10 protein-coding genes, 1 tRNA gene and 1 pseudogene are annotated in these 13859 nt (G+C 59.1%); 9 read left to right on the top strand and 3 right to left on the bottom strand.

The genetic code is table 11. From position 1 onward, the window contains the following. Window positions 1-97: 97 nt before the first annotated feature. The 4 genes from AC27HQ_RS02035 to AC27HQ_RS02050 all read left to right on the top strand — a co-directional run bounded on the left by AC27HQ_RS02035 (window position 98) and on the right by AC27HQ_RS02050 (window position 6354). A complete protein-coding gene (locus AC27HQ_RS02035) occupies window positions 98-2020 on the top strand; it encodes a PrkA family serine protein kinase (RefSeq protein ID WP_487154147.1) in 1923 nt (640 codons plus the stop codon). Between the two features lie 138 nt (window positions 2021-2158). Further along, a complete protein-coding gene (locus AC27HQ_RS02040; RefSeq protein ID WP_487154148.1) occupies window positions 2159-3430 on the top strand; it encodes a YeaH/YhbH family protein in 1272 nt (423 codons plus the stop codon). Then, a complete protein-coding gene (locus AC27HQ_RS02045) occupies window positions 3427-4980 on the top strand; it encodes a SpoVR family protein (RefSeq protein WP_487154149.1) in 1554 nt (517 codons plus the stop codon). The genes AC27HQ_RS02040 and AC27HQ_RS02045 overlap by 4 nt, the downstream gene beginning before the upstream one ends. A gap of 120 nt (window positions 4981-5100) precedes the next feature. Further along, the gene (locus tag AC27HQ_RS02050; RefSeq protein ID WP_487154150.1) at window positions 5101-6354 is read left to right on the top strand and encodes a multifunctional CCA addition/repair protein; all 1254 of its coding nucleotides are present in this window, start codon (window positions 5101-5103) and stop codon (window positions 6352-6354) included. A gap of 105 nt (window positions 6355-6459) precedes the next feature. On the opposite strand, the gene folK is transcribed toward AC27HQ_RS02050, so the two are convergent. Together folK and folB are read right to left on the bottom strand one after the other, a co-directional pair. After that, entirely contained in the window at window positions 6460-7008 is a 549-nt protein-coding gene (folK, locus tag AC27HQ_RS02055) for a 2-amino-4-hydroxy-6-hydroxymethyldihydropteridine diphosphokinase (RefSeq protein WP_487154151.1), read from the bottom strand. Next, the gene (gene folB, locus AC27HQ_RS02060; RefSeq protein WP_487154152.1) at window positions 7005-7367 is read right to left on the bottom strand and encodes a dihydroneopterin aldolase; all 363 of its coding nucleotides are present in this window, start codon (window positions 7365-7367) and stop codon (window positions 7005-7007) included. The genes folK and folB overlap by 4 nt, the downstream gene beginning before the upstream one ends. 61 nt (window positions 7368-7428) lie before the next feature. Between folB and plsY the strand changes: the two genes are divergently transcribed. After that, the gene (gene plsY, locus AC27HQ_RS02065; RefSeq protein WP_487154196.1) at window positions 7429-8004 is read left to right on the top strand and encodes a glycerol-3-phosphate 1-O-acyltransferase PlsY; all 576 of its coding nucleotides are present in this window, start codon (window positions 7429-7431) and stop codon (window positions 8002-8004) included. On the opposite strand, the gene tsaD is transcribed toward plsY, so the two are convergent. Beyond that, the gene (gene tsaD, locus AC27HQ_RS02070) at window positions 7994-9025 is read right to left on the bottom strand and encodes a tRNA (adenosine(37)-N6)-threonylcarbamoyltransferase complex transferase subunit TsaD (RefSeq protein ID WP_487154153.1); all 1032 of its coding nucleotides are present in this window, start codon (window positions 9023-9025) and stop codon (window positions 7994-7996) included. The two genes, plsY and tsaD, sit on opposite strands and share 11 nt — an antisense overlap. 237 nt (window positions 9026-9262) lie before the next feature. Between tsaD and rpsU the strand changes: the two genes are divergently transcribed. The 4 genes and pseudogenes from rpsU to AC27HQ_RS02090 all read left to right on the top strand — a co-directional run bounded on the left by rpsU (window position 9263) and on the right by AC27HQ_RS02090 (window position 13785). Next, a complete protein-coding gene (gene rpsU, locus AC27HQ_RS02075; protein ID WP_487154154.1) occupies window positions 9263-9478 on the top strand; it encodes a 30S ribosomal protein S21 in 216 nt (71 codons plus the stop codon). Between the two features lie 291 nt (window positions 9479-9769). Then, window positions 9770-11681: pseudogene (dnaG, locus tag AC27HQ_RS02080) on the top strand (DNA primase). Window positions 11682-11740: 59 nt separating this feature from the next. Continuing rightward, window positions 11741-13594, top strand: coding sequence for an RNA polymerase sigma factor RpoD (gene rpoD, locus AC27HQ_RS02085; protein WP_487154155.1), 1854 nt, complete (start codon window positions 11741-11743; stop codon window positions 13592-13594). Window positions 13595-13708: 114 nt separating this feature from the next. After that, window positions 13709-13785, top strand: a tRNA-Ile gene (locus tag AC27HQ_RS02090). The last annotated feature ends 74 nt before the right edge of the window (window positions 13786-13859 follow it).

Below are 13859 nucleotides of genomic sequence, written 5' to 3' on the forward strand. Positions count from 1 at the left end.
GGTCTTGGGGGATTCTGCATCAGGAAATGCCATCACCCTTTGCCAGCCTGGAGCATGTGGAAGCGCCAGACCTCACCCCTGCAAGCGAGGTCGAGTCATGAGCATATTCAGTCATTTTCAGAACCGTTTCGAAACCACCCGGCAGGAGGAGTACAGCCTGCAGGAATACCTTGACCTCTGCAAAGCCGATCCGCTGACCTATGCCACTGCCGCCGAACGCCTGCTCAAGGCCATTGGCGAACCCGAATTGATCGATACCTCGATGAACCCGCGCCTGTCGCGGATCTTCTCCAACAAGATGATCAAACGCTACCCGGCCTTTGCCGACTTTCACGGCATGGAGGATGCCATCGAGCATATCGTCTCCTTCTTCCGGCATGCCGCCCAGGGGTTGGAGGAACGCAAACAGATTCTCTATCTGCTCGGCCCGGTCGGCGGCGGCAAGTCCTCACTGGCAGAAAAACTCAAGTCACTGATGCAGCAGGTGCCTTTCTACGCGATCAAGGATTCACCGGTGTTCGAGTCACCACTGGGGTTGTTCAGCCCGGAAGAAGACGGTGCGATTCTCGAAGAGGACTACGGTATCCCCCGGCGCTATATCAACAGCATCATGTCGCCCTGGGCGGTCAAACGCCTGCATGAGTTCAACGGCGACATCAGCCAGTTCAGGGTGGTCAAGCTCTACCCCTCGATCCTGCAGCAGACAGCAATCGCCAAGACTGAGCCGGGTGACGAGAACAACCAGGATATTTCTGCGCTGGTCGGCAAGGTCGATATTCGCAAGCTCGAGGAGTTTCCGCAGAACGATCCGGACGCCTACAGCTATTCCGGTGCCCTGTGCCGCGCCAACCAGGGGCTGATGGAATTTGTCGAGATGTTCAAGGCACCGATCAAGGTACTGCACCCGCTGCTGACCGCCACCCAGGAGGGCAACTACAACAGCACCGAGGGGCTGGGGGCCATACCGTTCAACGGCGTGATCCTGGCACACTCCAACGAGTCCGAGTGGCACACCTTCCGCAACAACAAGAACAACGAAGCCTTCATTGACCGCATCTACATCGTCAAGGTGCCCTATTGCCTGCGCGTCAGTGATGAAATCCAGATCTATCAGAAACTCCTGACCAGCAGTTCCCTGGCCAACGCCCACTGCGCTCCGGATACGCTGAAGATGCTGGCCCAGTTCACCACATTGTCACGCCTGAAGGAGCCGGACAACTCGAATCTCTACTCGAAAATGCGTATCTATGACGGCGAGAACCTCAAGGATACCGACCCCAAGGCCAAGTCGATTCAGGAATACCGTGACAGCGCTGGCGTTGATGAAGGCATGAATGGCCTGTCGACGCGCTTTGCCTTCAAGATTCTGTCCAAGGTCTTCAACTACGACAACACTGAGGTGGCGGCCAACCCGGTGCACCTGCTCTATGTACTTGAGCAGCAGATTGAGCAGGAGCAGTTCCCGGCCGATACCAGCGAGCGCTACCTGCGTTTTATCAAGGAATATCTGGCGCCACGCTATGTCGACTTCATCGGCAAGGAAATCCAGACCGCGTACCTGGAGTCCTACAGCGAGTATGGGCAGAACATTTTCGATCGCTATGTCATGTATGCGGATTTCTGGATTCAGGATCAGGAATACCGTGACCCGGACACCGGAGAAATCCTCAACCGCGTGGCCCTGAACGAGGAACTGGAAAAAATCGAGAAACCGGCGGGCATCAGCAATCCCAAGGATTTCCGCAACGAGATCGTCAACTTCATGCTGCGTGCACGCGCGCAGAACAACGGCAAGAACCCAAGCTGGCTGTCCTATGAAAAGCTGCGCATGGTGATCGAGAAGAAGATGTTCTCCAACACCGAAGATCTGCTGCCGGTCATCAGCTTCAATGCCAAGGCCAGCAAGGAGGACCAGAAGAAACACGGCGACTTCGTCAGTCGCATGATCGAGCGAGGCTATACCGAGAAACAGGTCAGGCTCTTGTCGGAATGGTATCTGCGCGTGCGCAAGGCTCAATAGCGGCTTGCCGCTATTGAGCAGCCGCAAGCTTCAAGCGGCAAGAAGAACACACCGAGTAGCGCCGGTATCAGCGTTTGAATTCAGCACAGCCAGCTTAAAGCTTTCAGCTTACAGCTTACAGCTGGCCCCGGAGGGGCCATGAGCCATGTGATCGACCGTCGTTTGAACGGCAGGAACAAGAGCACGGTCAACCGTCAACGCTTTCTCCGTCGTTACAAGTCGCATATCAAGAAAGCCGTCGAGGACGCCGTTGGACGGCGCTCCATCACCGACATCAGTGGCGGCGAGCAGATCAGTATTCCCGGCCGCGATATTGATGAACCTATTTTTCACCATGGCCAGGGTGGTCGCCGGACCGGCGTACACCCTGGCAATCGCGACTTCAGCAGCGGTGACCGCATAGCCCGGCCCGACGGTGGTGGCGGTGGCCAGGGCGGCAGTCAGGCAGGTGATAGCGGTGACGGCGAAGACGAATTTGTGTTTCAGATTACCCAGGATGAATTCCTCGACTTCATGTTCGAGGATCTGGCCCTGCCGAATCTGGTCAAGCGCCACCTGACCGGGACTGACACCTTCAAACCAGTGCGTGCCGGTATCAGCCAGCAGGGCAATCCGTCGCGGATCAATATTGTGCGCTCCATGCGCGCCGCCCATGCCCGGCGTATTGCCCTGAGCGGTTGCAGTCGAGCCCGCTTGCGCGAAGCCGAAGCGGAGTTGGCGCTGCTGCTCAGGGAGCAACCGGATAATCTGCTGGATCAACAGGCCCTTGAGGACGAAATTGCCCAACTGCGCAAACGTATAGACCGAATTCCTTTTCTCGATACCTTTGACCTGCGCTACAACCTGATCACAAAACAGCCGACGCCGAGCTCCCAGGCTGTGATGTTCTGCCTGATGGATGTGTCCGGCTCCATGACCCAGGCCACCAAAGATCTGGCAAAGCGCTTCTACATCCTGCTGTACCTGTTCCTGCAGCGCAATTACGAGCGCATTGAAGTGGTGTTTATCCGTCACCACACCAGCGCCAAGGAAGTCGATGAAGAAGAGTTCTTCTACTCCCGGGAGACTGGCGGCACCATCGTCTCCAGCGCACTGCGACTGATGCAGCAGATTGTCGAAGAACGCTACTCACCGAATGAGTGGAATATCTACTGCGCCCAGGCCTCGGACGGCGACAACTGGAATGATGACTCACCGATCTGCCGCGATCTGCTGGCCAGACAGATCATGCCGGCCATGCAGTATTACTGCTACGTAGAAATCACCCCGCGAGACCACCAGGCCCTCTGGTACGAATATGAGCAGGTAGCCGAGCAATTCAGCGACAGTTTTGCCCAACAGCAGATCGTCGATGCCGGTGATATTTACCCGGTCTTTCGCAAGCTGTTCCAGAAGAGGATGGCCACATGAAACGCCAACCCATTTCCACCGGCTCGGAATGGACTTTCGAGTTGATCCAGGAATACGACCGTGAACTGGGGCGCATTGCCCATGAGGTCTATGGACTGGATACCTATCCGAACCAGATCGAGGTAATCACCGCCGAACAGATGATGGATGCCTATGCCTCGGTGGGCATGCCACTGGGTTATCACCACTGGTCCTATGGCAAACACTTCCTGCACACCGAGAAGCACTACAAGCGAGGGCAGATGGGCCTGGCCTACGAGATCGTGATCAACTCCGATCCGTGCATTGCCTATCTGATGGAAGAAAACACCATGACCATGCAGGCGCTGGTGATCGCCCATGCCTGCTATGGTCACAACTCCTTCTTCAAGGGTAACTACCTGTTCCGCAGCTGGACCGACGCCAGCGCCATCATTGACTATCTGGTGTTTGCCAAGCAGTACATCAGTCAGTGCGAGGAGCGTCACGGTATTGATGCCGTGGAAGATATTCTCGACTCCTGCCATGCCCTGATGAACTACGGCGTTGACCGATACAAACGCCCCTACCCGATCTCGGCAGAAGAAGAACGCCTGCGTCAGGAAGAACGCGAGGAGCACCTGCAGCGTCAGGTCAACGATCTGTGGCGGACCATCCCGGTTTCGGCCAGCCAAAGGGACAAACAGGCCGAGGAGGAGCGCTACCCCAGCGAACCACAGGAAAACCTGCTGTACTTCATCGAGAAAAACGCGCCGTTGCTGGAGCCCTGGCAACGCGAAGTGGTGCGCATCGTGCGCAAGGTAGCGCAGTACTTTTACCCGCAACGCCAGACCCAGGTCATGAACGAGGGCTGGGCGACTTTCTGGCACTACACCCTGCTCAACCATTTGTACGATGAGGGCAAGGTAACCGATGGCTTCATGCTCGAGTTTCTGCAATCGCATTCCAGTGTGATCTACCAGCCACCCTTCGACAGCCAGTGGTACAGCGGCATCAACCCCTACGCCCTGGGCTTTGCGATGATGACCGACATCCGCCGCATGTGCGAACACCCTACCGAGGAGGACCGCCGCTGGTTCCCGGAGATTGCCGGTACAGACTGGCTGGAATCCATCAAGTTCGCCATGCGCACTTTCAAGGATGAAAGCTTCATCCTCCAGTACCTGTCGCCCAAGGTGATTCGTGATTTGAAGCTGTTTGCCATTGTCGACGACGAGCAGGACGATCACCTGGAAGTAGCCGCTATCCATGATGACAGTGGCTACCGCGCGGTGCGCCAGCATCTGGCCGCCCAATACAACCTCGGCAACCGCGAGCCGAACATTCAGGTCTGGAAGGTTGACCGGCGTGGTGACCGCTCCCTGACCCTGCGTCACCAGCGGCATGACGGCAAACCCCTGGGTGACTCGACCAATGACATGCTCAAGCACCTGCACCGTCTCTGGGGTTTCGACATTCATCTGGACAGCCTGGACGGGGACAAGGTCATCGAGTCCCTGCACCTGCCGCCCAAGACCGACAACAGCCTGGACCGGATGCCCAAGTTTGATCTGAACATTCCGCCGATCTAGAAGCAGCGGCAAGTAGCAAGCTTCAAGCGGCAAGCTAACCCCTCACATGTGAACCTGGGGCTTGAAGTTTGGGGCTTGAAGCTTGAAGCTTGAAGCTCACAGCAGATCGAGGCATCAGGCTTGACGTCACCCACTTATGCAACCTACCTGGTCGGCGGCGCCGTTCGTGACCAACTGCTTGGCCATCCCTTCAGCGACTATGACTGGGTGGTGGTGGGCGCAACCCCCGAAGACATGCTGAGCGCCGGTTTCAAGCCGGTCGGCCAAGACTTCCCGGTGTTTCTGCATCCGAAGACCGGCGAGGAATACGCGCTGGCGCGCACCGAGCGCAAAAGCGGTCGCGGCTACGGCGGCTTTGTCTTCCATACCAGCCCGGACGTCACCCTGGAACAGGACCTGATCCGCCGCGACCTGACCGTCAATGCCATGGCCATGGACAGCAATAGCACGCTGATTGACCCCTACGGTGGCCAGCGCGACCTGGCGGCACGTCTGCTGCGGCATGTCTCCCCGGCCTTTGTCGAGGACCCGCTACGGGTATTGCGGGTGGCCCGTTATGCCGCGCGCTACAAGCGCATGGGCTTTCGCGTGGCCGCTGAAACCCTGCAACTGATGAGTGAGCTGGCCGAATCAGGCGAACTGGCGGCGCTGACCCCGGAACGCACCTGGAAGGAAATCAGCCGCGCCCTGATGGAGCCCAATCCCGACGTCTTTATCCGTGTGCTACGCGACTGTGGCGCACTCAAGGCACTGTTGCCCGAAGTCGACAAGCTCTTCGGCGTGCCGCAACCCATCGCCCATCACCCGGAAGTCGATACCGGCGAACACCTGCTGCTGGTCCTGGAAGCCGCCGCACGCCTGCAATTGCCACTGGCGGCGCGCTGGGCTTGCCTGCTGCATGATCTGGGCAAGGGTCTGACCGATCCAACTCTCTGGCCCAAGCATCACGGCCATGAGCACAGCGGCCTGCGGGCGGTAAAAGTGGTGAATGCACGCTGCAAGGTACCCCGCGACTGCCAGGAACTGGCGCTGCTGACCTGCGAATACCATACCCATTGTCACCGCGCACGGGAGCTGAAGCCGGAAACCCTGCTCAAGCTGTTCAAAACCTTTGATATCTACCGCCGACCCGAGCGCTTCGAGCAGTTTCTCGGTGCCTGCGAGGCGGATGCCCGCGGCCGCACGGGCCTGGAGAACGAACCCTATCCGCAGGCCGATTACCTGCGCGCCGCCGCACAGGCGGCACGCAGTGTGAATGTCGAGGCATTACTGGCGCGGGGGCTGGAAGGTGCAGAATTGGGCAAGGCCTTGGAGCAGGAACGGAAAAAGGCGCTTGCTGACTTCAAAACAGGGTTTAGCCAGGCCCAGAGCTAGAACCCCCTTCGCGGTCAGGCGACTGCTCCCACATATAGCCCCGGCCCTGACTCGACTCGGTAGGAGCGGTCGCCTGACCGCGAACAGGGGGGGCACAAGCAACGCTTAGCAGCCCGATCTGGACCGCAAGGCATGCGCCTCAATCAACTCAGCCGGGGTCAATACCTGGCCACGCCAATCAAAGGCCACCGGCCACAACGCCTGATCGCCCTGCCATTCAGCCCACAGCTCGGCATGCGTGCGACCACTGCCGGGTAACCAGGCATGCGGCGCCAGCAGGGCCAGCGGCCAGAGAACGAAGGCATTGCGGCGCACTTCCGGTCGCGGCAGCGTCTGCCCCCCATGCACACCCGTCAGATCGCCATAGGTGAGAATATCGATATCCAGTGTAATGCGCCCCGGCGAGGGCGAGTCACGCCGGCCACAAGCCGCCTCGATGGCCTTGAGTGCTGCATTCAGATCGCTCAGCGACAAGTGCGTTTGCGCACCCACCACCAGATTGAAAAAGCGCCGACCGAGCACGCCGACAGCCTCACTTTCAAACACCGGAGACACATCCAGAGGACCCAGCAGTTGGCTCAGAGCATCCAGACCGCGCTGTACATGTTGCTCGCGCTCGACATTGCTGCCCACCCCGAGAAAAATCGCCTTCATGCCGAGCGCGCTCCACGCTCGATCTGCACCCCGACACCGCCAGCAGCCTGTTTGACTGCACCGGGCTTGGTTACCCGCAGGCGCAGCCAGGGAACCTGAAACTCGTCCATGACCAGCGCAGCAACCCGCTCAGCCAGGGTCTCCACCAACTGAAACTGGCTGGCTCCGACATAATCCAGCAGCCGCTGACTGACCGCCGCGTAATCCAGCGTCGCCGTCAGATCGTCACCGACAGCCGCCGGGCGAATGTCCCAGCCCATATCCAGGTCGAGTACCAACGGCTGAAGCAGGGTGCGTTCCCAGTCATACACGCCGATCACTGCCTCTACCGCCAGGCCTTTGATAAATACGTAATCCACAAACTGCTCCCGCGTCGACTACAATCGGGTTTTCAGAACACGGCACACGGTCATGTCCCACCTGTTCATCCTGCTGCTCTGTTTCGCCTACCTGCTGGGCTCGGTGTCCTTTGCCGTCCTGCTCAGCCAGTTGGGCAAGCTGCCGGATCCGCGCAGCCTCGGCTCTGGCAATCCAGGCGCCAGCAACATGCTGCGCCTGGGTAACCGGCCGCTGGCCCTGGCAACCCTGCTCGGCGACATGGGCAAGGGGTGTCTGGCCGTCTGGCTCGCGGCCGAAACCGGCTTGGGCACGGTGGAACAGGCCTGGGTCGGTCTGTTTGCCGTTATCGGCCATGTACTGCCCATCTTTCACCGTCTGCAGGGCGGCAAGGGTGTGGCCACCGGCGCCGGTGTCGTGCTCTTGCTGTCATGGCCGGCAGCGATCTGGGTCATGCTGGTCTGGCTTGGCAGTTTTGCCGCCATCCGCATCGCCTCACTGGCCTCCATCCTTGCCTGTCTGGCCCTGTTGCCCTGGCTGGCCTGGCAGCAGCCCCAGCTGTTGCTGCCCTGCAGCATCATGGTAGCCCTGATTCTGGTCCGTCACCGGCTGAATATTGGTCGCCTGCTGAACGGTAACGAGAGCCGCTTCAGGGAGTAAGGGGCGGCAACTCTTCCAGCGGCCAGCGCGCCCGAGTGTGAATGCCACCCTGATCCTGCTGCCCGGCCATCAAGCGCTGGCAGCCAGCATAGGCAATCATCGCACCATTATCCGTACAAAAAGCCGGACGCGCATAAAACAGCTCACCCTTGAGGCTCTTTGCCATGTCGCCCAAGGCGTGGCGTAGATGCCGGTTGGCACTCACTCCACCGGCGATCACCAGACGTTTCAATCCGGTCGCCTTGAGGGCCCGTCGGCATTTGATGGTCAGGGTTTCAACAACCGCCTGCTCAAAGGCCAGGGCAACATCACAGCGTGTCTGTTCACTGTCATCACCGTTGCCGACACAGCCTTGCCAGGCATTCAGGGTGGCGGTTTTCAGACCACTGAAACTGAAGTCCAGACCCGGCCTGTCGGTCATCGGCCGCGGAAACACAAAACGCCCGGGGGTGCCGCGCTCAGCCAGACGGGCGATCTCCGGCCCACCGGGATACGCCAGCCCCATCAGCTTTGCGGTCTTGTCAAAGGCCTCACCGGCAGCATCGTCCAGGGACTCGCCGAGCAGTTGGTATTGACCAATGCCATCCACGCGCACCAGCTGGGTATGGCCACCGGACACCAGCAAGGCAACAAAGGGAAAGGCTGGCGGATTGTCTTCCAGCATCGGCGCCAGCAAGTGGCCCTCCATATGATGGACACCCAGGGCCGGCACTCCCCAGGCAAAGGCCAGGGCACGGGCACAGGCAGCGCCGACCAGCAGCGCACCGACCAGACCCGGTCCTGCGGTATACACCACGCCGTCCACCTCACCTTCGGCAACACCGGCCTCGGCAAAGACCTGCCGAATCAGCGGGATCAGCCGTTTGACGTGATCACGCGAGGCCAGCTCAGGCACCACGCCGCCGTAGACCCGGTGCAGGTCGATCTGGCTGAACAGGGCATCTGCCAGCAAGCCGTGCTCGCTGTCGTATAGCGCAATGCCGGTTTCATCGCAGGAGGTTTCAATACCCAGAACACGCATAGCTTTTCTGCTGGCCGTTGGCTTGTGGAAGGACACGCATGATAATCTTCCCGCGCTCGCCAAACCAGACTTTCCGGGCATTGATAGCCCATCAAAGCGGGTATTTTCAGTCTGACATCGAATCTTGTTTTGCATTTCCAGAATGAAGGCGGTAACATCCGCTCCCCTTAGAAATGCAATCGCCCACGGCCAAGGCCGAGGGTTATGACTCACAGCAAATTGTCAGAAAGGTACGAAATGCCTGCCGTCAAAGTAAAAGAGAACGAACCCTTCGACGTGGCCCTGCGCCGCTTCAAGCGCTCCTGTGAAAAAGCTGGCGTGCTGGCTGAAGTTCGCCGCCGCGAGTTTTACGAGAAGCCGACCACCGAGCGCAAGCGCAAGGCTGCTGCCGCTGTAAAGCGTCACGCCAAGAAGCTGCAGCGCGAACAGCGTCGTCACGTACGCCTGTACTAAGTTTCAGCTCGTCCGCTTGCGGGCCCTTGCGGGCTCGCCGGGTCATCAGCTTTATCGACTGATCGGCGGACCGAAACCTTCAGGCTACAAGCATCTTTCCGGCCTTCCATGTGAATGGAAATGGCTGGACTTTTGCGTTTGACTTTTTCCTGCCTGCTAAGGCAGGCACTGCTGCTTAGGGCGCCTCATGGCTGCTATAGTTTCCTCGCACAAGCGTCCTCGCACAGCCCGGCGTAATACCCCGTGACCGTTGCGTGCTGAATTCCGACTCGACAGCCCAAGGCAGTTCTGATGGCAGGCTTGATTCCCCAAGGCTTTATTGACGACCTCCTCGGCCGTACCGATATTGTCGAGGTCATCGGCTCGCGCCTGAAGCTGAAGAAATCCGGCAAGAACTTCTCGGCACTCTGTCCCTTCCATAACGAAAAGTCCCCCTCTTTCAGCGTCAGCCATGACAAGCAGTTTTATTATTGCTTCGGCTGCGGTGCTGGCGGCAACGCCTTGAGCTTTGTAATGGACTTTGAGCGCCTGGACTTTCCCCAGGCCGTGGAGGAGCTGGCCCGCCACGCCGGTGTTGACGTACCGCGTGAAGAGTCCAGCCGCGGCAACCGCCAGCAACCCAGAGCCGCGCAAAAGGATAGCCCGCTGTATGCCTTGCTTGAGCAGGCTGCCGCCTTCTACCGACATCAGTTGCGGCACCACAAGCAGCGCCAACGGGCGGTTGATTACCTGAAACAGCGTGGACTGACCGGGCAGATTGCCAAGCGCTACGATATCGGCTTTGCTCCGCCCGGCTGGGATAACCTGATGGGCCACCTGAGCCAGGACACGACCGAGGTCAAGGCGCTGATCGACGCCGGTCTGGTGGTGGAAAACCCGGACAGCGGCAAACGTTACGACCGCTTTCGTGACCGCATCATTTTCCCGATTCGCGACAGCCGCGGCCGCACCCTGGGGTTCGGCGGCCGAGTCCTGGGTGACGACAAACCTAAATATCTGAATTCGCCTGAAACGCCGGTCTATCACAAGGGCCAGGAACTCTATGGCCTATACGAAGCCCGCCAGCAAAACCGGCAACTCGACGATATCCTGGTGGTCGAGGGCTATATGGACGTTATCGCCCTGGCCCAGCACGGCGTGACCAACGCGGTGGCAACCCTCGGCACGGCGACCAGCGAAACCCATCTCAAACGGCTATTTCGCATCGTCAACACGGTGATCTTCTGCTTCGACGGTGACAAGGCCGGGCGCCAGGCCGCTTGGCGCGCGCTGAATGCCTGCCTGCCCGCACTAGAAGATGGCCGCCATGTGCGCTTCATGTTTCTGCCCGAAGGTCAGGACCCGGACAGCCTGATTCGCAGCGAGGGCCATGATGCCTTCCGCGCCCGCATGGCCCAGCAAGCCCAGCCACTGACCGATTACCTGTTTCGCCATCTGTCCGAAGAAGCCAACCCGGACAGCCTGGAAGGCAAGGCACATCTGGCTACCCTGGCACTGCCATTGATCGAGCAGATTCCAGGCAAGATGTTGCAACGCCTGCTGCGCCAATCGCTGGAAAAGCTCACGGGCATGGACCTCGAGAGCCTGCCCAAGCCGACCGCTGCTGCCAGCGCCCCGACTGAACCAGACTACCCCAATTACAGCGACATCGATTTTGACTCGATGGACGAACCCGACTACCTGCCGATTCGCCCGCAACGCAGCCCGCAACGCACGCCGCGGCCCAATAAGCGCAACGAGCGTGCTGGCGTGGAAAACCCGATAATGACTGCCGCCCGCACCCTGCTGCACCACCCGCAGCTGGCTGGCGCTGTCGATCAGGCCAATCGGTTTGCCGCCGAAGAGGGCGAACAGGCACAACTTCTGGTGGCCTTGATTGAAGCCCTGCAGAAAACACCTACACTGAGTACAGTGCAACTGCTGGCCCGCTGGCATGGCACCGAGATGGGCGAGCAATTGAGCCAGTTGGCGGAAAAGGAATGGCTGCTCGGCCGCGCCGACGCCAACCTTGAACAACAGTTTTTCGACACCATTAATAGTTTAGTGGCGCGACAGACTGACAGACGCGTTGAAAAACTCCTCGCTCAATCGGCTGAAGCGCCGCTCACCAGCGAGGAAAAGCAGGAACTGCGAGAGCTTCTGCGCAGACGCACAACAGATAAATCCGACAAGTAGCGGCTACCCAACTGGCTATGCAGCCTGAAAACAGGGTATAATCCGCGGCTTACTTTTTTGTTTACCAAGGCATCCACAAGGGTTGTTATGTCCGGAAAAGCGCAACAGCAATCCCGTCTCAAAGAGCTTATTGCCCGCGGTCGCGAGCAAGGCTTTCTGACCTATGCGGAAGTCAACGACCACCTGCCGGAGGATATCTCCGATCCAGAACAGGTCGAAGACATCATTCGCATGATCAACGACATGGGCATCACTGTCTTCGAGACAGCCCCGGATGCCGATGCCCTGTTGCTCGCCGACAATGACGCCGACGAAGCCGCTGCCGAAGAGGCCGCTGCGGCCCTGGCCGCTGTTGAAAGCGACATTGGCCGTACCACTGATCCTGTGCGCATGTACATGCGTGAGATGGGTACGGTTGAACTGCTGACCCGCGAAGGCGAGATCGAAATCGCCAAACGCATCGAGGAAGGCATTCGCGAAGTCATGGCGGCCATTTCCATGTTCCCCGGTACGGTTGACGGCATTCTTGCCGACTATCACCGCGTGGTCGAGGAAAGCGGTCGTCTGTCCGACATCTTCAGTGGCTATATCGACCCGGACGATGACGGCATGTCCGGCGTCCAGGCTACCGAAGAAATCCCCGCCGACAGCATCAAGGACGACGACAAGTCGAACAAGGATGATGACGACGAAGAGGATGACGACAGCACTGAAGAAGAAGGTGATGGCGGTCCCGATCCGGAAGTCGCGCGCCTGCGCTTCACGGCCATCTCCGACCAGATGGTCAAAACCAAGAAAGCCCTGAAGAAGCACGGCCGCGGCAGCAAACAGGCCACCGCCGAACTCGACGCCCTGGCCCTGTTGTTCATGCCGATCAAGCTGGTGCCCAAGCAGTATGAAGCACTGGTTAACCGCGTACGCAATGCGCAGGATCAGATCCGCGCCCAGGAACGCGCCATCATGCAGCTGTGTGTGCGTGATGCCCGCATGCCCCGCGCCGACTTCCTGCGTGGCTTCCCCGGCAACGAAATCAATACCGAGTGGGTCGACAGCCTGTTGGCCGACAGTCCGCGTTATGCCGAAGCACTGGAAAGCTACAAGGGCGATATCATTCGCGCCCAGAAGAAGCTGGCAGCGCTGGCTGACGACGCCGAGCTGACCATCTCCGAGGTCAAGGACATCAACCGTCGCATGTCGATCGGTGAAGCCCGTGCCCGCCGCGCCAAAAAAGAAATGGTCGAGGCCAACCTGCGACTGGTGATCTCGATTGCCAAGAAGTACACCAACCGCGGCCTGCAATTCCTCGATCTGATCCAGGAAGGCAACATCGGTCTGATGAAGGCCGTGGACAAGTTTGAATACCGTCGCGGCTACAAGTTCTCGACCTATGCTACCTGGTGGATTCGTCAGGCGATCACCCGCTCGATTGCCGACCAGGCGCGCACCATCCGTATTCCGGTGCACATGATCGAGACCATCAACAAACTGAACCGTATCTCCCGTCAGATGCTCCAGGAAATGGGCCGCGAACCCACGCCGGAAGAGCTGGGCGAGCGCATGGAAATGCCTGAGGACAAGATCCGCAAGGTACTCAAGATCGCCAAAGAGCCGATCTCCATGGAAACCCCGATCGGCGACGACGAAGACTCGCATCTGGGCGACTTCATCGAGGACTCGACCATGGAATCGCCGATTGACTCGGCCACCGTGGAAAGCCTCAAGGAAGCCACTCGCGAAGTCCTCTCCGGCCTCACCGCACGGGAAGCCAAGGTGCTGCGCATGCGTTTCGGTATCGATATGAATACCGATCACACGCTGGAAGAGGTTGGCAAACAGTTTGACGTAACCCGCGAACGGATTCGTCAGATCGAGGCCAAGGCGCTGCGCAAGCTGCGCCACCCCACGCGCAGCGACCACCTGCGCAGCTTCCTCGACGAGTAAGCGCACAGCAGTAACGAAAACGCCCGGCATTGCCGGGCGTTTTTATTTCCACAGTGCATAACTATGGTCAGTTGCTGCCTCAATACGTATAATTCGCGGCGTTCGCACTATCGTGGGCCCATAGCTCAGTTGGTCAGAGCAGGCGACTCATAATCGCTTGGTCGTAGGTTCAAGTCCTACTGGGCCCACCACTCCTTTCAGTCGCGCCGTACCTCATTGGACTAATCCAGCCAAAAATCACAGATTTTGGTCGTTCCAGCGGCGC

The sequence above is a fragment of the Halopseudomonas sp. 4NH20-0008 genome, assembly GCF_057548395.1.

Bases quoted from the DNA above. Each gene is read 5' to 3' on its own strand.
- AC27HQ_RS02040 (WP_487154148.1), top strand. From the start codon at position 2,159: ATGAGCCATGTGATCGACCGTCGTTTGAACGGCAGGAACAAGAGCACG.
- tsaD (WP_487154153.1), bottom strand. From the start codon at position 9,025: ATGCGTGTTCTGGGTATTGAAACCTCCTGCGATGAAACCGGCATTGCG.
- folK (WP_487154151.1), bottom strand. From the start codon at position 7,008: ATGAAGGCGATTTTTCTCGGGGTGGGCAGCAATGTCGAGCGCGAGCAA.
- AC27HQ_RS02035 (WP_487154147.1), top strand. From the start codon at position 98: ATGAGCATATTCAGTCATTTTCAGAACCGTTTCGAAACCACCCGGCAG.
- rpoD (WP_487154155.1), top strand. From the start codon at position 11,741: ATGTCCGGAAAAGCGCAACAGCAATCCCGTCTCAAAGAGCTTATTGCC.
- rpsU (WP_487154154.1), top strand. From the start codon at position 9,263: ATGCCTGCCGTCAAAGTAAAAGAGAACGAACCCTTCGACGTGGCCCTG.
- AC27HQ_RS02045 (WP_487154149.1), top strand. From the start codon at position 3,427: ATGAAACGCCAACCCATTTCCACCGGCTCGGAATGGACTTTCGAGTTG.